The 22,034-nt window shown below is 54.6% G+C and carries 12 protein-coding genes; 4 read left to right on the top strand and 8 right to left on the bottom strand.

Going from position 1 to position 22,034, the window contains the following annotated elements; all coding sequences use genetic code 11:
• Positions 1 to 11,475 carry a biofilm-associated protein BapA gene (gene bapA / locus J4614_RS12870; RefSeq protein WP_208293193.1) on the bottom strand — a complete coding sequence of 3,825 codons (11,475 nt, stop codon included), beginning with the start codon at positions 11,473 to 11,475 and terminating at the stop codon, positions 1 to 3.
• A gap of 614 nt (positions 11,476 to 12,089) precedes the next feature.
• Positions 12,090 to 12,572 (bottom strand): SsrA-binding protein SmpB, encoded by a 483-nt coding sequence (gene smpB, locus J4614_RS12865; RefSeq protein WP_001518569.1) that lies wholly within the window; start codon positions 12,570 to 12,572, stop codon positions 12,090 to 12,092.
• Positions 12,573 to 12,760: 188 nt separating this feature from the next.
• Here smpB and J4614_RS12860 point away from each other — a divergent pair, with 188 nt between their 5' ends.
• Together J4614_RS12860 and J4614_RS12855 are read left to right on the top strand one after the other, a co-directional pair.
• Positions 12,761 to 13,198 carry a type II toxin-antitoxin system RatA family toxin gene (locus tag J4614_RS12860; RefSeq protein ID WP_001543334.1) on the top strand — a complete coding sequence of 146 codons (438 nt, stop codon included), beginning with the start codon at positions 12,761 to 12,763 and terminating at the stop codon, positions 13,196 to 13,198.
• Positions 13,188 to 13,478: an RnfH family protein gene (locus J4614_RS12855; RefSeq protein WP_001112990.1), complete on the top strand. Its 291-nt coding sequence runs from the start codon at positions 13,188 to 13,190 to the stop codon at positions 13,476 to 13,478. Before J4614_RS12860 ends, J4614_RS12855 begins: the two co-directional genes overlap by 11 nt.
• Positions 13,479 to 13,638: 160 nt before the next feature.
• Here the strand turns inward: J4614_RS12855 and bamE are convergent, their stop codons facing one another.
• The 3 genes from bamE to nadK all read right to left on the bottom strand — a co-directional run bounded on the left by bamE (position 13,639) and on the right by nadK (position 16,751).
• On the bottom strand, positions 13,639 to 13,977 hold the full coding sequence (bamE, locus tag J4614_RS12850; RefSeq protein ID WP_001203445.1) for an outer membrane protein assembly factor BamE: 339 nt from the start codon (positions 13,975 to 13,977) through the stop codon (positions 13,639 to 13,641).
• 148 nt (positions 13,978 to 14,125) lie between these two features.
• A complete protein-coding gene (gene recN / locus J4614_RS12845) occupies positions 14,126 to 15,787 on the bottom strand; it encodes a DNA repair protein RecN (protein ID WP_000880965.1) in 1,662 nt (553 codons plus the stop codon).
• Between the two features lie 85 nt (positions 15,788 to 15,872).
• On the bottom strand, positions 15,873 to 16,751 hold the full coding sequence (nadK, locus tag J4614_RS12840; RefSeq protein ID WP_001059155.1) for an NAD(+) kinase: 879 nt from the start codon (positions 16,749 to 16,751) through the stop codon (positions 15,873 to 15,875).
• A 122-nt stretch (positions 16,752 to 16,873) separates the two neighbouring features.
• Here nadK and grpE point away from each other — a divergent pair, with 122 nt between their 5' ends.
• Positions 16,874 to 17,464, top strand: coding sequence for a nucleotide exchange factor GrpE (gene grpE, locus J4614_RS12835; protein WP_001518875.1), 591 nt, complete (start codon positions 16,874 to 16,876; stop codon positions 17,462 to 17,464).
• 34 nt (positions 17,465 to 17,498) lie between these two features.
• Here the strand turns inward: grpE and J4614_RS12830 are convergent, their stop codons facing one another.
• From J4614_RS12830 to J4614_RS12820, 3 genes are all read right to left on the bottom strand, one after another.
• Positions 17,499 to 18,104: a hypothetical protein gene (locus tag J4614_RS12830; RefSeq protein WP_023243603.1), complete on the bottom strand. Its 606-nt coding sequence runs from the start codon at positions 18,102 to 18,104 to the stop codon at positions 17,499 to 17,501.
• Positions 18,105 to 18,224: 120 nt separating this feature from the next.
• The gene (locus J4614_RS12825; protein WP_127172650.1) at positions 18,225 to 19,511 is read right to left on the bottom strand and encodes an HlyC/CorC family transporter; all 1,287 of its coding nucleotides are present in this window, start codon (positions 19,509 to 19,511) and stop codon (positions 18,225 to 18,227) included.
• Between the two features lie 19 nt (positions 19,512 to 19,530).
• On the bottom strand, positions 19,531 to 20,322 hold the full coding sequence (locus tag J4614_RS12820) for an inner membrane protein YpjD (protein ID WP_001537507.1): 792 nt from the start codon (positions 20,320 to 20,322) through the stop codon (positions 19,531 to 19,533).
• Between the two features lie 165 nt (positions 20,323 to 20,487).
• On the opposite strand from J4614_RS12820, the gene ffh reads away from it, so the two are divergent.
• Positions 20,488 to 21,849, top strand: coding sequence for a signal recognition particle protein (gene ffh, locus J4614_RS12815; RefSeq protein ID WP_000460052.1), 1,362 nt, complete (start codon positions 20,488 to 20,490; stop codon positions 21,847 to 21,849).
• The last annotated feature ends 185 nt before the right edge of the window (positions 21,850 to 22,034 follow it).

Here is a 22,034-nt window from a genome sequence, read left to right as displayed (position 1 = left end):
TCAACCGCCGGTTATCAGGTGGTTGTTTTGCAAAAGATCATTTAGCGTGAGCTGCACATTCTCCAGAGTGACAAGGTCAGTGGATTTAAACGCGCTGCCGACGCCGTCGCGATCGACGGATATCACCGTATTGGCGCCGCTGGTATGAACCTGAACAAAGTTACCCAGCGTCGCCGCCTGGTGATCCCAGCCGGTCAGCAGTTCGTGGATATCGATCTTGTCGCCCTGCGCGGTGGAGAAGTTTTGCCAGCGATCGGCGCCGTTGCCGCCGGTCGCGTCCGCGCCGTTTAACAGGTGGTAAATCAGCGTATCGCCATAGGCGGAGCCGATGAGAACATCGTTTTGGTTGGTACTGACGATTTGCGGCGCCATATCAATGGTCAATGTGGCGCTATCCGTATGACCCATCTTGTCATCCAGTTGATAGGTAAAGACCTCTTTACTGGTGATGGACGACATCGCGACGCCATTATTCAGGGTGTAGGTGTAAGCGCCATCGAGGTTAATTTGCAATGTGCCGTAATGTCCCTGAATCGTGGCGCTGGTGGTATTCGCCGCGGCGTCCAGCGTGGCGGCGCTGCCGTTATACCCGCTAATGCTCAGGCGGGTATTCACCGTATTAAGCTGATCCATCGCCCCCGCCGCATCGCTGCCGTCAAAAATATTGCCGAGAACGGTATGCGTTCCGGACGTTTCAAAATTATCCAGATCGACGGTGGTGCCGATGACGCGTGGCGTGATCGTCGCCGCCCCGGCCAGGGTATTGGTGCCGGTAAAGTTAAGCGTGTACGTTCCGGCATCCAGCTCCAGGCCGCTCAGGTTGACGGTCACCGTCGCGCTGCCCAGCGTGATATTCGCCACCGGAACGGTTCCGTTGCGTATGACGGTCCCGTTCTCCTGAATGGCCCAGCTAATATTCAGATTGCCCAGCGTAATGAGCGTGGAGACATCAAAGACCAGTGACGCGCCTTTAAGTACGGTACCTGTTGCAACGTCAAAGGTGCCGCTCCCGCTGCCCGATTTGCCGAGTAGCCCCCAACTGGCGCTGCCGACGCTGGAGTCCAGCCAGGCAGAGGTATCCTGAAGCGTGGCGACGCTAAGGGTATCGCTGACATCATTAATCGCATCCAGCGCCCTGGCGGTTGGCGTGATATTGAGCGAGGCCGTATCGGTATCGCCGTTTGGCGCTTTGACTGTATAGATAAAGCTGTCCGGCGTTTTAATGCTGTCGGCGCCGACGCCGTTCTTCAGCGTGTAGGTATAGTTGCCTCTTGCGTCAATGATGAGCGAGCCATACAGTCCGTTTACCTCCGTCGTGCCGGTCGCCGCAATCGCCACGCCGTTTACTTCAGTGAGGAGGGCGTCCGTAGGGGCGACATCATTGGTCAGTACGTTGCCGGTGGTGTTGGCGGTGATACTGTCAACGGCATAGGTGTGGTCCTGGGAAATCGCCAGCGTATAGCCAGTGAGGACGCTAATGCCGCTGGCGGTATTCAGCACGAACAGGTATTCGCCGCCAGGCAACGTCAGGGTCAGCGGCTGGGACTGTCCGGCTAACAGCAGGGTGTTAATCCAGCCCTTTTGCACCCGAAACTGCTCATATTGCTGAATGGCATCGTTGAAGCGATAAACGTACAGATCGAACGTGGAAACCAGTGAGACGCCGCCGACGGTTCCCTGTAACGTCATGGTTCGCGTAGCGCCTTCTTCAACGTTAAAGATGATCGGATTAGTCATATCATCAAGCAGATTCGCGTTCAGTACATTACCAAGTCCGACGCTTAATACCGTGACGCCGCTTTGTGTCGAGGGACCGTTGTTGACGTAGCTAACGTGAGTATCAAAGACCAGAGAGGCGTTATTGTCTGTCGCTATCACGCTGCCCGGTACAGGCGCGGGACCCAGATTGATAACCAGTTGCGCGGCGCTGCTACCGACGCCATTCTGGGTAATGGTGTAGGTGAAGCTCTCTTTATGTCCGTATCCCGCCGTGGGGTTAGTCAGCGTGTAGGTGTAACTGCCATCCTGATTAATGTGCAGCGTGCCGTATTGTCCCTGGATATCCACGCCGCCCGCGCCGACCGGCGTACTGACACCGTTGGCGTTGGTGATGGCGGTGACCGTGGTGCCCGTCGGCGCGGTATCATCAGCCATGACGTTGCCGGTACTGATGGTTGGCCCGCTAATAATACCTGCGCTGGTCTGGTGTACATCGACATCCAGGCTGGTATACGACCCGGTGGCGAGCAGACTGGTGTTATAAGTGAGTACCCGGTACTGGCCTTCGCCCAGGCCGCTCAGGTTCAGGGTAACGCCGCTCCCGGTCAGGGTAAGCAAATTCGCGAAGTCGCCAACGGCGGTGTTGACGATCGTTGTCCAGGCGCCGAGGCTGGTGTCGTAGCGCTGTACCACAATCTCCTGAGTACTGAGCAGCGAAAGCACGATTCCCGTTGCGGCGGCATCGATGGTGACGTCGCCCGTACCACCTTCAGCAATGGTGAACTCAACCTGAGCGGTATCGTTACCCAAAACCGAGGCGACATTGCCAAGCGCGCCAACCAGCAGCAGGCCGTAATCCGAATAGTTTTGCGTGCTGGTGACGGCGGTAGAGGTCAGATCAATACTGGTGATGTTATCCCTTGCCGCCAGCGGCAGAATCGGCGCGGTAATGCCTAACGTGCCGGAGGCGTTACCCGCAGCGTCAGTGGCCGTCACGTTAATGAGTTGACCTTCAATTTGTTTTGTCGGCAAGGTGAGAGACCATGCGCCGTTGCTGCCGGCGGTGGTGGTGAGCGTCACGCCGCCCGCCAGCGTGACGGTTACGGTGCTGTTTGCCTCTGCCTGTCCGGAAAGTGAACCGCCATCGGCGCTGAGCGTACCTGACGGCGTACCGGGCGCCAGCGTATCGACAATCACCGTCGCGGCGGTGGAGACGCTGCCTGTACCGTTGGCGTTAGTCGCGGTGGCGGTGAAGGCGTGACTGCCTTCGGTCAAATTGCCTGTCGGGGTAAAGCTCCAGTTTCCGCTGGCGTTCGCCGTGGTGGTGCCGAGCAGCGCCCCGTTGTTATAAATGCTCACCGTGGCGCCCGCCTGAGCGGTACCATTCAATGTGGGTTGTGCGTCATTAGTGACCTGACCGTTGGCGATAGCGCCGGTATAAATACCCACATCATCTACTACGTTGGTGATGATCGGTGCTTCCGGCACGCGCGTATCGGGCGCGGTAAATCCGGCGGCAATGCCGGTGTTGCCTGCTTTATCCTGGGCAAATGCCAGTAGCGGCTGACCATTGGTCTGCGCGGGCGTGAGTGTGGCGGTGAAGCTGCCTGTACCGTCGGCGGTGGCGGTTCCCAGTACCACACCAGTCTCAGAGGTAATCGTCACTGTACTGCCTGCTTCCGCGGTGCCCGTCACCCGATTACCGGTAGCATTGATGACCAGGTTGCCGGGCGCGCCGGGCGCAATGGTATCCACGATAATCGTTGTCGATGGCGAAGCGGCGCTAACGTTGCCAGCCGCATCGGCGGCGCTAACGCTATAGGCGTGACTTCCCTGGCCGAGCGCGGCGGTTGGCGTCCAGCTCCAGTTGCCGCTGGCATTGGCGTTCACGGTCGCAACCAGCGCGCCATTATCGAAGATGCTTACCGCGCTGTTGGCTTCCGCGGTACCGTTGAGCGTCGGCTGTGTGTCGTTGGTCGATTGTCCATTGCCAATGGCGCCGGTATTGTTCGGGACATCATCAACGATGCTGGTTATAAGCGGAACCGTTGGCGCAAGGGTATCGACCACGATAGTAAAACCGCTGGTGGCCGGGCTAACGTTGCCTGCCGGGTCGGTGGCGGTCACTGTTAATGTGCGCGTGCCATCGTTTAACCCTGTCGTCGGCGTGAAGCTCCACGCGCCGCCTGCGTTAGCCGAGGTGACGCCAAGCAGAGTGTTGCCATCATAGATACTGATCACGCTGCCCGCTTCGGCAGTGCCGTTCAGCGTGGGGCGGTTATCATTGGTTATCTGACCATTAGCGAGATTTCCTGTGACCCCACCCGCGACGTCATCCACCACGGACGTCAGGATTGGCGTTTGCGGCGCGGTGGTATCGACCGTCAGGGTGAAAGCCGTACTGTTCGGGCTGCTGTTTCCTGCGGCATCGGTGGCGACGGCGGTGATGACGTGCGTTCCGCTTGCCAGCGTTGAGGTGGAGACGCTCCACGCGCCGTCAGGTTGAGCCGTTGTCGTGCCAATGACCGTACCATTTTCATAGAGCGTGATCGTGGCGCCGGCTTCTGCGGTGCCGCTGAAGGTTGGCGTAGGATCGTTGGTATTTTGGCCGTTCGCGATCGTGCCGAGGCCTGGCGCCTGATCGTCACTGACTGATGTGATTACCGGCGTCAGCGGCGGCGTGGTATCGACGACGAAATTAACGCTGTCTGAAACGGGACTGGCGTTGCCTGCGGCATCAACGGCAATGACGGTAATTACATGGTTGCCCGTCGCCAGAGAGGCATCGGGCGTGTAGCGCCAGCTACTGCTATTGTCGGCGGGAATTTCAGCCAGCAGCGTGCCGTTATCGTAGAGACGAATAGTTGTGTTGGCTTCACGGGTGCCGCTAATGACAGGGCGCGCCTCGTCTGTGATCTGTCCTGAACTCAGATTGCCGGTAATGGGGCCCGTACCGTCGTAGACCGTATCAATAACAGGCGCGGCGGGAGCCGTGGTATCAATAGTAAACGAGCGTATTTCGGACGCGGCGCTGGTATTGCCTGCCGCATCGGTTGCTATCGCCGTCAGGTTCCAGACGCCCGCGCCCAGCGAGGTAGACGGTGTAAAGCTCCAGCTACCGTTGGCCTGAACTTGCGCCGTGCCGACCAGCGTGCTGCCATTATAAATCGAGATGGTTGTACCCGCCTCACCGGTACCCGAGAGTGTTGGTCGGGTTTCGTTCGTCGAGCCGCCGTTGGGGACGATGCCCGTCACCGGAGCCGTATTGTCTGCCACGCTGGCGATAACCGGCGCGGCGGGCGGTGTGGCGTCAATCGTCAGCACAAATCCGCTGGACACCGCGCTGCTATTACCCGCCGGATCGGTGGCGCTAAGGGTGAACGTGTGGCTACCGTTTGCAAGCGGCGTCTGCGGCGTGAAACTCCATGTGCCGTCGCTATTCACCGTCGTGGTACCGATGGACGCTGGATTGCCGTCAAGATAGACATTAATCGTCGCGCCTGCCTCTCCGCGCCCGTTCAGGGTGGGCGTCGCATCGTTCGTTAGCTGCCCGCTTACCAGGTTGCCGGTAATACCGGGCTGGTCATCCACGACGGAGGTGAGAACCGGGATCGCCGGAGGCGTAATATCGACCACGATCGTCCACGGCGCGGAGACCGCGCTGGTATTGCCCGCCGGATCGGTAGCGCTAACCGTCAGATTATGGCTTCCCTCTGACAAATTGCGGGGCACCGGGAAGGTCCAGCTACCGTTTTCGCCTACCTGAGCCGTGCCAAGCGGCGTACCGTTATCAAAAATGGTGATTGTCGCGCCAGGTTCGCCAGTTCCGTTCAGTATTGGCTGCCGATCGTCGGTGGATTGCCCCGGTAACACCGGAACGGTCGGTTGATTGTTATCGTCAATCACGGACGTGATAACCGGCACATCTGGCGCCTGCGCGTCAATGTTCAGCGTAAAACCGTCCGAAGGCTGGCCGCTATTGCCGACGGGATCGGTCGCTACGGCGGTAAAGATGTGCGCGTTGCTCTCCAGCGGCGCGTTCGGGGTGAAGCGCCAGTTGCCGCTTTGATCTACCGTAGCGGAACCGATTTCTACGCCGTTATCCAGAATGCGGATGGTGGCGCCTGCTTCTCCCGTTCCGTTGAGCGTCGGGCGTGAATCATTGGTGAGCGCGCCGTTATCCAGCGTACCGGTCATGCCGGGGACATCATCCGTTGCGCTGGTAATAACCGGTTGCGCCGGCGCGCTAAGATCGACAGTGATCCCGACCGGTGCGGACAGGCCGCCCTGGCCATTCGCATTGGTTGCCTGGACGGTGAAGTAATGTGTGCTTTCGCTTAATGGCGTCGCAATCTCAAAGATCCAGTTCCCGCTGGCGTCAACGGTGGCAAAGCCTGCCGAATCGCCATCAATGAAAATTTCAACGGTAGAGCCGATATCCGTAGTGCCGCGCAGCGTCGGCGTGGTGTCGTCCGTGGCGCCGCCCGCCGCAATATTCCCCTGTACGCTCCCGACATCATCTTCAATCGCCGTGATGGCCGGGACGGCGGGCAGACCGCTGTCGGAAGCGGGAAAATTCGTAGCCGGGCCGTTATTCCCCGCGCGATCGATAGCAATTGCCGTCAGCGTACCGCCATCGGTTTGCGCCGGACTGAGCGTAACGACGAATTCACCGATGCCATTAGCGACAGCGCTGCCGACCAGGGTGCCATCGGCATGATGAATTTCAACGGTAGCGTAAGGATCGGCAAGTCCGGCGACGCGCGTGCCATCGTCGTCCACCGTCTGGATCGTTGGCGCGGGCGGGGCGGTGATATCCACAGTAATGGTGATCGGTTGGGTTTGCGCCGTGGTATTTCCAGCATCGTCAGTCGCGCTGAAGGTTAGCGCATGGCTGGCTTCTGACAATTCGGGCGTATTGAATGTCCAGCCCCCGTCGGTGACGAGCGCCGTACCGATTGCCACGCCATTGTCGTAAATCGTGACGGTGCTGCCGTTTTCGCCGCTGCCGTTGATAGTCAGCGTCCGATCGTTAGTAAAGGCGCCATCGGTTAATGGCCCGGTCACTGGCGCAACATCGTCGAGGATTTCATTGACGACGGGCGGCTGCAACGGAACGGTATCGACGGTGAAGGTAAAGCTGTTCGATACGCCGCTGCTGTTTCCGGCGGCGTCGGCGGCAATGGCGGTCAGGGTGTAGATGCCATCCGGCAACGCGCTGGTCACCGGCAGCGTCCAAGTGCCGGTCTCATCGACGGTGACTACGCCCACGACACTACTGCCGTTATAGAGCGTGATCACGCTGCCGATGTCGCCAGTGCCGTGAATGACCGGTGTATTGTCGTCAGTGGTTGCGCCGCTGACAATAGTATCCTGGACTTCGCCGACGTTATCTTCGGCAAAAGTGATAACTGGATTGGCGGGCGCAGTGGTGTCTAGCGTAAAAGTGACTGAGGCGGAAGGTGGACTGATATTGCCCGCTATATCGGTTTCCGTGACGGTAATGGTATAGGTTTCTGGCGTCAGTGCCGCAGGCGTAAAGCTCCAGCTTCCGTTATCGCCTACCGTTGTGCGACCAATTTCACTGCCATTATTGTAGAGAATTATCGTGCTGCCGATCTCTCCCGTGCCGCTGAAGGTCGGCGTGGTATCGTTCGTTGCGCCATTATTGCCGATGTTGCCGATAATCGGCGCGACGTTATCGCTGATTAGCGGCGCGTCAGGCTGCGCTGGAGGCTGGGTATCAAGGGTAACGGAGAAAACGCTGGAGGTGGGGCTACTATTGCCTGCGGCATCCGTGGCGGTGGCCGTCAGGATGTTTAACCCTTCGCTCAGATTACGGGTTAGCGGATAGGTCCAGCTACCCTGTGGATTGACCTGGACGGTAGCCAGTTCTACGCCGTTATTGTACAGGGTGATGATGGCGCCGGGTTCGCCGGTGCCGCTGAGGGTCGGCATACGCTGATTGGTAATACTGCCGTTTGCCAGTAGCACCTCGCCTTCTCCGCCTGTGATGGCGGCTGACACGATCTGCGGCGCATCCGGCGCCTGGGTATCGACGCGCAGGGTAAAGCTGAGGGATTCGGGACTTTCGTTCCCCGCCGGATCGTTGGCGCGAGCGGTCAGAAGGTGGTCGCCGTCGCCCAGCGCGGCAGGCGGCGTAAACTGCCAGCGCCCGTCCGTGCCGACCAGCGCCTGACCTATGGCATTGCCGTTATCGTAAAGGATGATTGTGTCGCCTGCGGTGCCGCTACCGCTCAACCGGGGCTGGGATTCCTGGGTAATCTGATTGGTATCAATCGTATTTCCGTCGCCGTCAGTTACGCCGATAACGCCGGGGGCGGCAGGGGCCTGGGTATCAATGGTAATCGTAAAATCGGTCGAAAAAGGCGTGGTGTTGCCGTTACTGTCGCTGGCCGTCACGGTAAAGGTGTAGGTGTCGTCCGCCAGTGGCGAGGCCGTGGTGTAGGCGTAGCTCCAGACGCCGGAATTACCGACGATAATATCCGCTATCCGTGCGCCATTCTGATACAGGTGTACTGTGGAACCCGGTTCACCTGTACCGTTAATCGTTGGCGTGCTGTCGTTAGTGAGCCCCAGATGCGCGACGCTACCGAGAATACCCGGCGCATCATCTGTAATGAAGGTGATTACCGGTTGCTGCGGCGATTGCGTATCGACCACCAGGTCGAATGACGCGGCCGGACTGGCATTGCCTTTAGCGTCGGTTGCGATTACGGTCAGTCGATGCGCGCCTTCACCTAAATTTTGCGACGGCGTAAACGTCCAGGTGCCGTTGGGCTGTAGCGTGGCGAGTCCCAGCGAAACACCGTTATCAAAAATTTCGACACGCGCGCCAGCCTCCGCCGTACCGCTAAGGGTGGGGCGGTTGTCATTGGTGGTTTGTCCGTTAACCAGCGGCCCGGTGAAGCTTTCAACATCGTCCAGCACCTGAGTGATAATGGGCTTATCCGGGGCGGTGATATCGGGCGCTTGCGCTGTGGTTGGCGGGCTAACGTTGTTGGCGCTGTCGGTGGCGGTGACGGTAACCTGTTCGCCGTTGGTCTGTGCGGGGACGAGGGGAAGGGTAAAATGACCTTCGCCATCTGCTTTGCCGCTGCCAAGCGGCGTGCCGTCCGGCGTGGCGATCGTAATGGCGCTACCCGGTTCGGCGGTGCCGCTAATACTGGTGCCATCCTCACTAATTACCACGTTTTTCGGCATTTCCGGCGCGGTACTGTCCGGCGCGATAACCGTCGCGGCGGCGCTTTCGTTTTTCGCAACATCGGTGGCGGTAGCGATAAGCGCCTGGCCGTTAGTCTGCGCCGTATTCAGCGGAACGATAAATTGTCCGTTGCCGTTAGCGACGGCGCTGCCAAGTACGGTGTTGCTACTGTCACGGATAGTGACCGTTGCCCCGGCTTCCGCCTGACCGCTTACGGACAGACCGTCGGTCGCCACGATAAGACCGTTCGGTGCCGCAGGCGCAGTTTTATCCGGCGCGTTCAGCGTTTCTACCGGACCGCTATTCGCGGCTTTATCGGTAACGCTAATGCTTAATGTTTCGCCGTTAATTTTCGCCGGGCTAATACCTATTGAGAAGGTGCCGTCGTCGCCTGCCGTTCCACTACCGAGCGTATTTCCCAGGCTGTCTTTGATAACCACAGTACTGCCAGCTTCCGTAGTGCCGGTAAGTCTGTCGCCGACGTCGCTAACCGCCAGGCCTTCCAGCACCGGCGGCTGCGTGTCGATATCAATGGTAAAGGAGACGGACTGCCCGCTGGTGCCGCGATCGTTGGTCGCGGTAGCGGTAAAGACATGGTTGCCATCGGCAAGTGCCAGCGAGGGGGTAAAGCTCCATTTGCCGTCAGCGTCAGCGACAATGGGCGGAAAGGTCGGTACAGGAAAGCCATTATCGTTAATCGATATCGTACTGCCTGGTTCAGCAGTACCGCTGAGGGTTGGGCGGTTATCATCTGTGGCATCGCCATTTTTCAGCAGCCCGGTAACGGTGCCAGCGTCATCCGTCACGGTAAGGATAGTCGGCTGGGCAGGATACTGTGAGTCAGAAGCGGTAAACTCCGTGGCGGGGCCGATGTTACCAACGGCGTCCTGAATACGCGCTTCCAGACGCTCGCCGTGGGTCTGAGCCGGATTCAGCGTGATGCTGAAGTGGTTATTTTCTCCGGTAATCGTGGAGCCCAGGTAATTTCCCGCCGGGTCATAGATCGACACGGTACTACCAGCTTCAGCGGTGCCGCTAACGGTTGTGCCGTCTTTCGCGACATTATCAATGATAGCGGCGTCAGGCGGCGTGGTGTCCACAATGATAGTAGGCGTTGTCGTCACGCGGCTCACGTTTCCGGCTTTGTCGCTTTGTTCGACGGTAAAGGTATGTTCGCCATCGCTTAACGGTGTAGTCGGGGTAAAGGTCCAGCGTCCATTTTCGTCTACGGTAGCGCTGCCGATAACGGTTGAACCCTCTTTAATCGTGATGGTATTGCCTGCCTCTCCCTGCCCGGAAAATAGCGGTTTTGCCTCGTCAGTCCGGTCATTATTCTGTAGCGGCCCGGTGAGCAAACCGGTGTTATCGGCAATCACTTCAACGCGTGGGGCATCGGGGCTGAGTGTGTCGATAGTCAGTGTAAAGCGGGCTGATTCGCTACTTTCGCCTTTAACGTTAGTCGCAATGGCGGTGAAATGATTTTCCCCATCCGCTAGCGCGCTGGTAATGGCAAAATGCCAGTTTCCGCTGCTATCAACCGTTGTGGAGCCTATTTCCTGACCATTGGCGTAAATATGGATGACTGTGCCAGCGCTGCCGGTTCCCTCCAGCGTGGGGGTATTGTCGTTCGTAAACTGATTATTGCTCAGCGTGCCGGTGAGGGGAGCGGCATCATCGATAGCGGCGGTGATAGCTGGTGTATCGGGGAGAGGAATGTTGGGCGCATCAATGGTTGCGGATGGGCCGGTATTGCCGGCATCGTCAGTCGCGGTCACGGTAAGTTGTTCGCCGCTAAGCTGTGGCGCTGTCAGATCAATACTAAATTTACCGTCGCTATCCGCTTTGCCCTCGCCAACGACGTTGCCTGAAGGATCTTTGATGGTAATGGTACTGCCCGCTTCGGCCTCGCCGCTCACCGTTTTTCCGTCCGCTGAAATCAGCAACTTGCCGGGAGCGAGAGGCGGGGTAGTATCTACAGGATTACTGCTACCTGGAGTATTGCCGTTAGGGTTACTGCCGCCGGGATTGCTGTTATCAGGGGGATTACCGTCAGGATTGGTGTTATCGGGGGGCGGATTATCGCCATCCGAATGATGGTGGGAATCGCCGCCGCCGGAAGACGCGATAGCGGCAATGCCGCCAGCCGCCACCGCGCCAGCCAGTACCCACGGCCAAACGGCGCCGCCTGCTTCATGGGAAGTGCCGGAAGTGACCAGCAGCTCATTAATATCAGCGATTTGTTCAAAATGTAGCCCGGCTTGCGGATTTTCTACCCACCATAACGTGCCATCATTTTCCGCCAGTACCAGCTGGCTTGCGCCCAGATCGTTGGTAACGTAAAAGTTTTTAATCGTGATCGTTTCGCCGGAATGGAGCGTCACCACCAGATCCTGATTAATGCGCGTAAGTTGACTAATTTCTTCCCGGGCCACTGATAATTTAACAATTGACGGGGCGTTAAGAGTGACCGCTGAGGATTCCACAGTGGTGGAGACGCCAGTCAATTTCGAAACCACGGCGAGTAGACGCATAAATTAGCTCCTGATGGATTTGCTCTGTGTATTAATTAACGGGCACGACGTTCAGGGCAAAATGCGTAGACGAGCCTTCCCGTTCATCGTGAGAGATGAATTTCCGTAGCCATATTCTTTTTTATGAGCGTAGGTGAAGGTCTGGTTTTCTCGCCGAATAACCCTTTGTTTTTTGTGCCTGACTAGTGCTTTCGTATTAGATGATATAGTCAGAAAAAAATCTTTCTGCAAATTAAGATCTATTGATAAAGGTGTTAGTGCGTCTGAAATATAACGGAGTTTGTGTTAAGGAGAGGTGGGGTGGGCTAACAACGCATGATGATTTTTTATTTATCTTTATGTTTTATAATGAATTTTAATTTCTTCGTCTTTTTCTTTTTTAACATAAAAACAATACCTTTTGTGAAGGTATTCAGCATTATTAAATTTTATAAAAATCATTTGAAGTATTGTGTTATTAGGCTATAAAAATTTTTTAAACAAAGAATATATTCTTGTTGTGGTATTTATTGCTATTGATAAGCGTCAGGCACAGAGAATATATTTTCGAGGCATGAATGAGATATGAATATTGACCAGCTTCATACTGAGAAGCTGGTCACAAAAAATGTCTATTATCGGCCTGCATTTTTCATAATGCGTGCTTTATCCAGTTGCCACTCACGTTCTTTAAGATCGGAACGTTTATCATGTTGTTTTTTACCTTTCGCCACGCCGATCTTCACTTTGCACCAGGCATTTTTCCAGTACAGAGAAAGCGCGACGACAGTATAACCTTCACGATTAATACGGCCATACAGCGAATCAAGCTCACGCTGATTTAACAACAGTTTGCGGGTTCGGGTTGGGTCGCATACAACATGTGTCGAGGCGACCGCCATCGGCGTAAAGTTTGCGCCAAACAGCCAGGCCTCGCCATCTTTGAGGATAACGTAACTGTCGCCGATATTGGCTTTTCCTGCGCGCAGAGATTTTACTTCCCAGCCTTGCAGGGCGAGACCAGCCTCGAACTCTTCTTCGATAAAGTATTCGTGCCGGGCGCGCTTATTCAGCGCGATGGTGGCTGAGCCCGGTTTATGTGCTTTTTTCTTCGTCATAAGTGTCGTGAATTCATAGGTAATCTGATATCGAAAACACCCCATTACGTCCTGATGAGGTGCAAAAATCTATCTTAGCATGAGTTGGGCTATGCACGCACAATTAAGGCATGACGGTTGGGGACAGCATTTTTTTTACTCGCTGATAAGTGGTATTATTTACACGATTTATGTTGATGGGAATTGCTATGCCTCAGATTAGTCGGACTGCTTTAGTCCCCTACAGTGCGGAACAGATGTATCAGTTAGTGAATGACGTGCAATCGTATCCCCAGTTTTTGCCTGGGTGTGTTGGTAGTCGCGTCCTGGAGTCATCGCCAGCACAGATGACGGCGGCTGTTGACGTGTCGAAGGCGGGTATCAGCAAGACGTTTACGACGCGTAATCAGCTAACGCGTAACCAGAGCATTCTGATGCATCTGGTGGATGGCCCCTTTAAAAAGCTGATCGGCGGCTGGAAATTTACCCCGCTCAGCCCCGAGGCGTGCCGTATTGAGTTTCAGCTTGATTTTGAGTTTACCAATAAACTCATTGAGCTGGCGTTTGGTCGTGTATTCAAAGAGTTAGCGTCCAACATGGTGCAGGCGTTTACGGTTCGCGCCAAAGAGGTTTACCGTGCCGGATAAACTTGTGGTTGAAGTGGCTTATGCGCTGCCGGAAAAGCAGTATTTGCAGCGCGTAACGCTGGAGGAGGGCGCGACGGTCGAAGAGGCGATTCGCGCTTCCGGCTTGCTGGAATTGCGCACGGATATCGATCTGGCGAAAAATAAAGTGGGCATCTATAGTCGTCCGGTAAAACTCACCGATACGGTGCAGGATGGCGATCGGGTTGAAATTTACCGTCCCTTAATCGCCGATCCAAAAGCATTACGCCGCCAGCGCGCCGAAAAATCGGCTGGCAGATAATTAACCTTGCCGGATAACGGTGTGAAAGCCGTACCACACCTGAAGCACAGGTGTGCCTGTAAGCCAGATGAACGTAGCGCCATCAGGCAAATTCGTACCAAATGGTGGGGAGAGGTTTGCAGGCCTGATGAACGTAACCTCATCAGGCGGTATCACAAAATTACTTCGTCAACGCCGGTTTGTTATCAATATTGGTTAACACGCCGCTGCTGTTAAAGGTGAGCGTCAGAGTCTGCTGCGTCACGTTCTCATGTCCTGGCTGCTGGCGGAAGACATAAAACCAGGTGTTCGTACCAAAAGGATCGGTCATCATCGGCGTGCCTAAAGCATACGCAACCTGTTGTTGCGTCATACCAACACGCACTTTGGCGACATCCGTAGGTGTAAGATAGTTCCCCTGATTGATGTCAGGTCGGTAAACCACTCGCTCCAGAGTGGAACAGCCTGCGGTCAACATCAGGAGTACTGCTGCGGCAGCAGTCAGCGTTTTACAGCGCATAGTGATTGGGTTCCTTTTCGGGCCTGAGCAGTACGTGGCTCATATTAATATGCCGATGATAATAGACCTTTCATCACTTTAAAACCTTTTGCTGTCGGGTCTTACGGCGTTTTTGTTGTGAACTCAGACCTTCGGGAGGTAAAAAAGTTTACGCCGCCAGCAGTTCTTTTGCGTTTGCCAGCGTATTACGCGTAACTTCACTTCCTCCCAACAGGCGGGCCAGTTCCTGTAAACGCGCACGTTTATCCAACGGTTGCATATGGGTTTCGGTCATTGCCCCGTCTGTTTCTTTACTGACAAAGAAGTGCTGGTGACCGCACCCGGCTACCTGTGGCAGGTGAGTGACGCACATCACCTGAGTGGATTCGCCAAGCTGACGCAGGAGTTTACCGACCACGGCGGCGGTTGGGCCGCTGATGCCAACATCGACCTCGTCAAAAATCAGTGCCGGCGTTTCCATTTTGCGCGCGGTAATCACCTGAATAGCCAACGCAATGCGCGACAGTTCACCGCCAGACGCGACTTTAGCGATAGGCTGCAGCGGCTGACCTGGGTTTGTCGTCACTTTAAACTCCACGCGATCGGCGCCGTCGTTGCTCAGATGATGCTCATCAAATTTCACGTCGATAGTAAACAGACCGTGCGGCATTGAAAGTAAATGCATACTTTCAGTGATCAACTGCCCCAGCTCCTGGGCGTAAAATTGACGCTGTTGATGCAGCGCTTGCGCCGTTTCCAGCGCTTGTTGGTGATGCTTATTAACCGCCAGCGTCAGCGTTTCCAGCGAATCGGCCTGATCGTCGAGCTGCTGCTGTTCTTCGAGCAGTGACTGATAAAGCTGCGGCAGCGCTTCCGGGCTGACGTGATGTTTTCGCGCCAGCGAAATTTGTTTAGCGATGCGCTGTTCAAGTTCAAACAGGCGATTGGGGTCTAAATCCAGACGCTCGCAATAGTGGCGTAATTCATCGCTGGCTTCGGTGAGTTGAATAGTGGCTTCTTCCAGCATATCCAGGATGCCGGAAAGCTTGCTGTCCATACCCACCAGCTCGCTAACCAGTTGTTTTGCGCTATATAACTGGCTTTGCAGGTTAACGTCTTCGCCGTCCGCGAGTAGCGCCAGAGCGTTCTGGCTGGTCGTAAGCAACTGTCCGCTGTTGGCCAGCCGTTTGTACTCTTCGTCAATTTGCTCGAATTCGCCGGCCTGCGGGTTAAAGTCGTTCAACTCTTTTAACTGATATTGCAGCAGTTCCGCGCGCGCGGCGCGTTCCTGGCTTTGTTGCTGGTGATGGGCGAGATCGCGGCAGCTTTGATGCCATAATTGGTAGCGGGCAGCCATCTGCTGCGCTAAAGCGGCTTCGTTGGCATAGCTATCCAGCAGCGATTTTTGCTGTTCGGGTTTGGTAAGCTGCTGGTGCGCATGTTGACCATGAATTTGAATCAGCAACTGACCTAGCTCGCGCAATTGAGACAGGGGCACAGCGGTGCCGTTAATAAAGCCCCGTGAGCGACCATCGCTGCTGATAACGCGGCGAAGTAAGCATTCGCGCCCTTCTTCAAGCTGGTTTTCTTCCAGCCAGCGCAATGCCGCAGGCGTGTCTTTCAGTGCAAAGCGGGCACACAAATCGGCGCGGGTTGCTCCGGTACGGACCATATCGGCCTCAGCGCGACCGCCCAGACACAGACCCAGGGCATCAATCGCAATAGATTTACCCGCGCCGGTTTCACCAGTAATGACGGTCATTCCGCTCTGAAAATCGATCTCAAGCTCACGAACGATAGCAAAATTGCTGATGGTCAGTTGCGCCAACATAGCTGTTTTCCTGTATGAAAAACCATGACTGTAATTAAATACAGTATAAACTGGTTTTTTATACAGTAAAGAGGCTAACGTAAAATTAGAATAATTTTTTTGACCAACCGAGTTTTGTGCTTAATGTATTGAAATAGCTATAGTCTTTGGGATGTATCAGGTTGAGGTGGTAGTCGCAGCGGCGAATCAGCACATCTTCTCCTTCCTGAATAGGCAGCGCTATCTGGCTGTCGCAGCTAATTTCCAGATCGCTACGGCGATGCGAAAAACGCAGACGAATCGTGCTACTGCTGTTAATGACTAACGGGCGCGCCGACAAGGTATGCGGGAACATCGGCACCAGGGTGATGGCATCCAGTGAAGGGGTCAGAATAGGGCCGCCTGCGGAGAGCGAATAGGCGGTGGAGCCGGTCGGCGTAGAAATGATCAGACCATCAGACCGCTGTGAAAAAGCGAAGGTTTCATCAATATAAACCTCGAATTCGATCATATGCGCCACTTTTCCCGGATGCAGCACCACTTCATTAATGGCTGTGCTGATACGCTTCTGGCGGTCCTGTTGGCAGACCTGCGCTTCCAGCAGAAAACGTTTTTCGGAGATATAGCGCCCTTCCAGCACATCAGATAATTGTTGCAGGGCGTTGTCCGGATCGAGATCGGTCAGGAAGCCAAGATTACCGCGGTTAATGCCAATCACATTGATGTCATAACGCGCCAGCGTACGCGCTGCGCCAAGCATATTACCGTCGCCGCCCACGACTACCGCCAGATCCGCCTGTTGACCAATTTCCGCCAGCGTACCGGTTGGTACATTTTTTAGCTGTAATTCGTGGGCGATTTGTTGCTCCACAATGACCTCATAACCCTGATCGCATAGCCAACGGTAGAGCATTTCATGTGTCGTGAGTGCGGTGGGATGACGCGGATGCCCCACAATGCCGATACACTTGAAATGATTATTCATTTTTCTGAGGTCCTTGTAGCGAAGATTGATGACAATGTGAGTACTTCCCTTGAAACCCTGAATCTGATCCCCATAATAAGCGAAGTTAGCGAGATGAATGCGAAAAAAACGCGGAGAAATTCATGAGTAGTAAAGAACAGAAAACGCCTGAGGGGCAAGCCCCGGAAGAAATTATCATGGATCAGCACGAAGAGGTTGAGGCAGTTGAACCAAACGATTCTGCTGAGCAGGTGGATCCGCGCGATGAAAAAATTGCGAATCTGGAAGTTCAGCTTGCAGAAGCCCAGACTCGCGAACGCGACACCGTGTTGCGTATCAAAGCGGAAATGGAAAACCTGCGCCGTCGTACTGAACAGGATATCGAAAAAGCGCATAAATTCGCTCTCGAGAAGTTCGTCAACGAATTGCTGCCGGTAATCGATAGCCTGGATCGCGCGCTGGAAGTCGCAGACAAAGCCAATCCGGATATGGCGGCAATGGTCGAAGGGATTGAGCTGACGCTGAAGTCTATGCTGGATGTGGTGCGTAAGTTCGGCGTGGAAGTGATTGCTGAGACCAACGTGCCGCTGGACCCGAACGTGCATCAGGCGATTGCGATGGTGGAGTCGGAAGAGGTTCCGGCAGGCAATGTGCTGGGTATTATGCAGAAAGGCTATACGCTGAACGGTCGTACCATTCGCGCGGCGATGGTGACGGTAGCGAAGGCGAAGTAAAAGTCTGATGGCCGATGTAAAGTCGGCCATTTTTTTAGCTTAAAAAATCCTGCACTTCCAGCCACGGCGTGTTGAAATCCTCTATTTTTTTATATTCGCTCATTGGCAGAACGACCACATTATAGGTGTCAGATCCTTCATTCAGATCAAAAATCTGGAAGCCCCTCTTATTGAGTTCGGTCTGGATGCGTTCAAAGATCTCGTCAAGGTAACGATCCCCGGCTTCACAGACATCGGAGATTTCATCCTCTTGGGTTATTTCGACAAGAAGATTTCTTAATTCCTCAGAATCCGTCAGGTTTTTTGTGAGTTCATAAAAGCGATCTGCGGCAAAATTAGCCAGTTCGCCTTCTTCATCTTCACCTTTCCAGTCAACGAGGTGAATAAATCCTTCGCCGCGTAGAACTTGTAAAAATGCCTGTGCCAGCTCGTTATTTCCGAGATCGCCACCGCTACAATCCAGGACGTCCTGCAACCCATATTCGTCTTCATCTTCGTCTTCAAAGATTTCAGGTTGCGTCGAAAGTTGAGAGAAAATAGTGGGCCATAAGGTTGGGTTGTGCGATAAAAAAACGCTGGCGACGACGTTGAGGTCGTCTGCAAAATTCTTATCCCATTCAATTACATAATCTTCTGACATAACATCAATATCCTTTCTGAATGCCTGAAAAGACATTATTGCATTGTTAAGTAAATGGCAGGAATTGATGGAATCTTAAAAGACGGCGATAAAAAAGGCGAACCGGAGTTCGCCATTGGGTTACTCCGCCACACTCTCGCGCAGCGGTTTTACCGGTACAACCTTTACCTGCTTAATCATATTTTCCTGTACATCGAGAATATCGATATCGTACTGCTCAATGCGCACGCGCGTGCCAGCAACCGGAATTTCCTCCAGCGCCTCCAGAATCACCCCGTTGACGGTGCGCGCGTCATCTTCCGGCAGGTGCCAGTTAAACGCTTTATTGATTTCCCGGACGTTGGCGGTACCGTCAATAATGACCGAACCGTCGTTTTGCGGCGTGACCTCTTCCGCCAGTGTCGGCGACATCGATGTGGTGAAGTCGCCAACGATCTCCTCGAGAATATCTTCCACGGTGACCAGCCCCTGGATATCGCCATATTCGTTGACGACCAGTCCGACTTTCTTTTTATTGCGCTGAAATTTAATCAGTTGCGTACTGAGCGGCGTACCTTCCGGGACGTAATAGATTTCATCGGCGGCGCGCAGCATCATCTCTTTGGTAAACTCTTTTTTCTCGGCCATTAACCGCCAGGCTTCACGCACGCGCAGCATACTGATGGCGTCATCCAGCGAATCGCGATAGAGCACAATGCGTCCGTGCGGCGAGTGGGTGAGCTGCCGCTCGATAGACTTCCAGTCGTCATTGATATCGATCCCGATAATTTCATTACGCGGCACCATGATGTCATCCACGCTGACCTTTTCCAGGTCGAGAACCGACAGCAGCATATCCTGATTGCGGCGAGAGATTTGCGAACGGGACTCATGCACGATAGTGCGTAATTCCTCTTTGCTTAACGACCCGCTGACCACGATGTCCGTTTTAATTCCCATCAGACGCATCAGCAGGCGGGTGATGGTGTTAAGTAACCACACCAGCGGCATCATCAGTATCTGTAACGGCGCCAGCAGGAAGCTGCTGGGATAGGCCACTTTTTCCGGATAGAGCGCGGCGATAGTCTTGGGCAGGACTTCGGCAAAAACTAACACGACAAACGTCAGTACCCCGGTGGCGATAGCCACGCCGGCGTCGCCGTAAAGCCGCATACCCACAATCGTGCCGAGCGCCGAGGCAAGAATGTTGACCAGGTTATTGCCGATCAGCACCAGGCTTATCAGTCGGTCGGGTTTACGCAGTAATTTTTCTACCCGTTTTGCCGAGCGATTACCTTGCTTCGCCATATGGCGTAAACGGTAACGGTTTAGCGTCATCATTCCAGTTTCGGAACCGGAAAAATAGGCCGAGATGACCACCATGATGATTAATATGATAATCAGCGTGGTGGTGGAGATGTGTTCCAGGGGAAACTCCTTTAAAAGCTTAGCTTACAAATTGCTGTAATATGCGGCTACCAAAATAGGCCAGCGTCAGAATACCCGCGCCTGCGACGTTAAACCACACGACCCGCCGACCCCGCCAGCCTTCATGGTAATGCCCCCACAGCAGAACGATATAGACAAACCATGCCACGATAGAGAGCACGGCTTTATCAATATTTTCAGTACTGAACAGGTTATGCATGTAAAACAGGCCGGTACACAGAGTAAGGGTCAGCAGTACGACGCCAATCTGCGTGATATGAAACATTTTGCGCTCAATGCTCATCAATGGCGGCATTTCATTACTAAACGCCAGCTTTTTGTTCTTCAACTGATAGTCGATCCACGCCAGTTGTAGCGCATACAGAGCGGCGATTATCAGCGTCGCGTAAGAGAAAAGCGACAGACCGATGTGCACCATCATGCCTGGGGTCGCTTCCAGATGCGTAATATATTCATTAGGCATGAACGTGGCGAAGGCCAGGTTAATCAGCGCAAAAGCATAGACAATGGGTAGAAGTAGCCAGCCGCGATTACGCGACGCGACAATGGTCATCACCGTGCAGATCATCAGGCTGACCAGCGAACCGACATTCAGCAGGCTCAGGTTTTGTCCACTGTCGCCGCCGGGCAGAATACGCGATTCCAGCGCGACAGCATGGCACACCAGCGCGATGACCGCAGAAAGAATAGCCATACGCCGCCAGCCGCTGTTTTTTTGCAACAGTCCGGGAACGATCAGCGCGAGGCTGAAGGAGTAGGCGACAAGGGCAAGTAAAGCAAAAACGGGCATAGTTGTGTCGACAGTTGACCAGTGAGAAAGAGAAGCAGTATAGCGTTACGTGACCGCAGCTCCAACCGTTGCATAACAACAAAGACGGCTTCATGGTATACTGTGGCGAAATTCTGTAACTGTGTCGCTGCGGCGACCAACCGTTTCCACCCCAGGCGAGAGACAATGTTTGATAATTTAACCGATCGTTTGTCGCGCACGCTGCGCAATATCAGTGGCCGTGGGCGCCTTACTGAAGACAACGTTAAAGAGACGCTGCGCGAAGTGCGCATGGCGCTGCTGGAGGCTGACGTTGCGCTGCCGGTAGTGCGTGAGTTCATCAATCGCGTAAAAGAGAAAGCGGTTGGTCATGAAGTTAACAAGAGCCTGACCCCAGGGCAGGAGTTCGTCAAGATTGTCCGTAGCGAACTGGTTGCGGCGATGGGCGAAGAGAACCAGACGCTGAATTTAGCTGCGCAGCCGCCAGCCGTAGTATTGATGGCGGGTCTGCAGGGGGCGGGTAAAACCACCAGCGTCGGTAAGTTGGGTAAATTCTTGCGCGAGAAGCACAAGAAGAAAGTGCTGGTCGTCTCTGCCGACGTCTATCGCCCGGCGGCGATCAAACAGCTCGAAACGCTGGCTGAGCAGGTTGGCGTGGATTTCTTCCCGTCTGATGTCGGCCAGAAACCGGTTGATATCGTCAACGCCGCGCTGAAAGAAGCGAAGCTCAAATTCTACGACGTGCTGCTGGTGGATACCGCCGGTCGTCTGCACGTTGACGAAGCGATGATGGACGAAATCAAACAGGTCCACGCTTCTATCAAGCCAGTAGAAACGCTGTTTGTCGTCGATGCGATGACCGGTCAGGATGCCGCGAATACCGCAAAAGCCTTTAACGAAGCGTTGCCGCTGACCGGCGTGGTGCTGACCAAAGTTGATGGTGATGCGCGTGGCGGTGCGGCGCTCTCTATTCGTCATATCACCGGCAAGCCGATTAAATTCCTCGGTGTCGGCGAGAAAACCGACGCGCTGGAGCCGTTCCATCCGGATCGTATCGCCTCGCGTATTCTCGGCATGGGCGACGTGCTGTCGCTGATCGAAGATATCGAAAGCAAAGTTGACCGCGCACAGGCTGAAAAGCTGGCGACCAAACTGAAGAAAGGCGACGGTTTCGACCTGAACGACTTCCTGGAACAGCTCAAACAGATGAAAAACATGGGCGGCATGGCCAGTCTGATGGGCAAATTACCGGGCATGGGGCAGATTCCGGACAACGTTAAATCGCAGATGGATGACAAGGTGCTGGTGCGTATGGAGGCGATCATCAATTCGATGACGCTGAAAGAACGCGCGAAGCCGGAAATCATCAAAGGTTCCCGCAAGCGTCGTATCGCGCAGGGCTGTGGGATGCAGGTGCAGGACGTTAACCGCCTTCTGAAACAGTTCGACGACATGCAGCGCATGATGAAGAAGATGAAGAAGGGCGGGATGGCGAAGATGATGCGGAGTATGAAGGGGATGATGCCGCCAGGCTTCCCGGGTAGATAAATATATCGGGCTACCTTATTTGCCATTTTGACGCCGGAGTGTGCTCGAAATGCTCACGTACTGCGTGTACGCTCCGCTTTCTGCGCGCACGCCGACGCCAAACTGGCTGCAACGGTCACGCCCTGGAATCAAGCTTCATCACATGTTGATTGCTTTTTTCCCAGAAATCAGTAAAATTTTCGGGC

Origin of the sequence: Salmonella sp. 32031103-2018-00083-FB-01-SM-01 (genome assembly GCF_017571995.1) — a bacterium.
GTDB classification, from domain to species: domain Bacteria; phylum Pseudomonadota; class Gammaproteobacteria; order Enterobacterales; family Enterobacteriaceae; genus Salmonella; species Salmonella enterica.
This window is presented reverse-complemented; position numbering and strand designations above follow the sequence as displayed.

Bases quoted from the DNA above. Each gene is read 5' to 3' on its own strand.
- ffh (WP_000460052.1), top strand. From the start codon at position 20,488: ATGTTTGATAATTTAACCGATCGTTTGTCGCGCACGCTGCGCAATATC.
- J4614_RS12820 (WP_001537507.1), bottom strand. From the start codon at position 20,322: ATGCCCGTTTTTGCTTTACTTGCCCTTGTCGCCTACTCCTTCAGCCTC.
- J4614_RS12860 (WP_001543334.1), top strand. From the start codon at position 12,761: ATGCCTCAGATTAGTCGGACTGCTTTAGTCCCCTACAGTGCGGAACAG.
- bamE (WP_001203445.1), bottom strand. From the start codon at position 13,977: ATGCGCTGTAAAACGCTGACTGCTGCCGCAGCAGTACTCCTGATGTTG.
- nadK (WP_001059155.1), bottom strand. From the start codon at position 16,751: ATGAATAATCATTTCAAGTGTATCGGCATTGTGGGGCATCCGCGTCAT.
- grpE (WP_001518875.1), top strand. From the start codon at position 16,874: ATGAGTAGTAAAGAACAGAAAACGCCTGAGGGGCAAGCCCCGGAAGAA.
- bapA (WP_208293193.1), bottom strand. From the start codon at position 11,475: ATGCGTCTACTCGCCGTGGTTTCGAAATTGACTGGCGTCTCCACCACT.
- recN (WP_000880965.1), bottom strand. From the start codon at position 15,787: ATGTTGGCGCAACTGACCATCAGCAATTTTGCTATCGTTCGTGAGCTT.
- smpB (WP_001518569.1), bottom strand. From the start codon at position 12,572: ATGACGAAGAAAAAAGCACATAAACCGGGCTCAGCCACCATCGCGCTG.
- J4614_RS12830 (WP_023243603.1), bottom strand. From the start codon at position 18,104: ATGTCAGAAGATTATGTAATTGAATGGGATAAGAATTTTGCAGACGAC.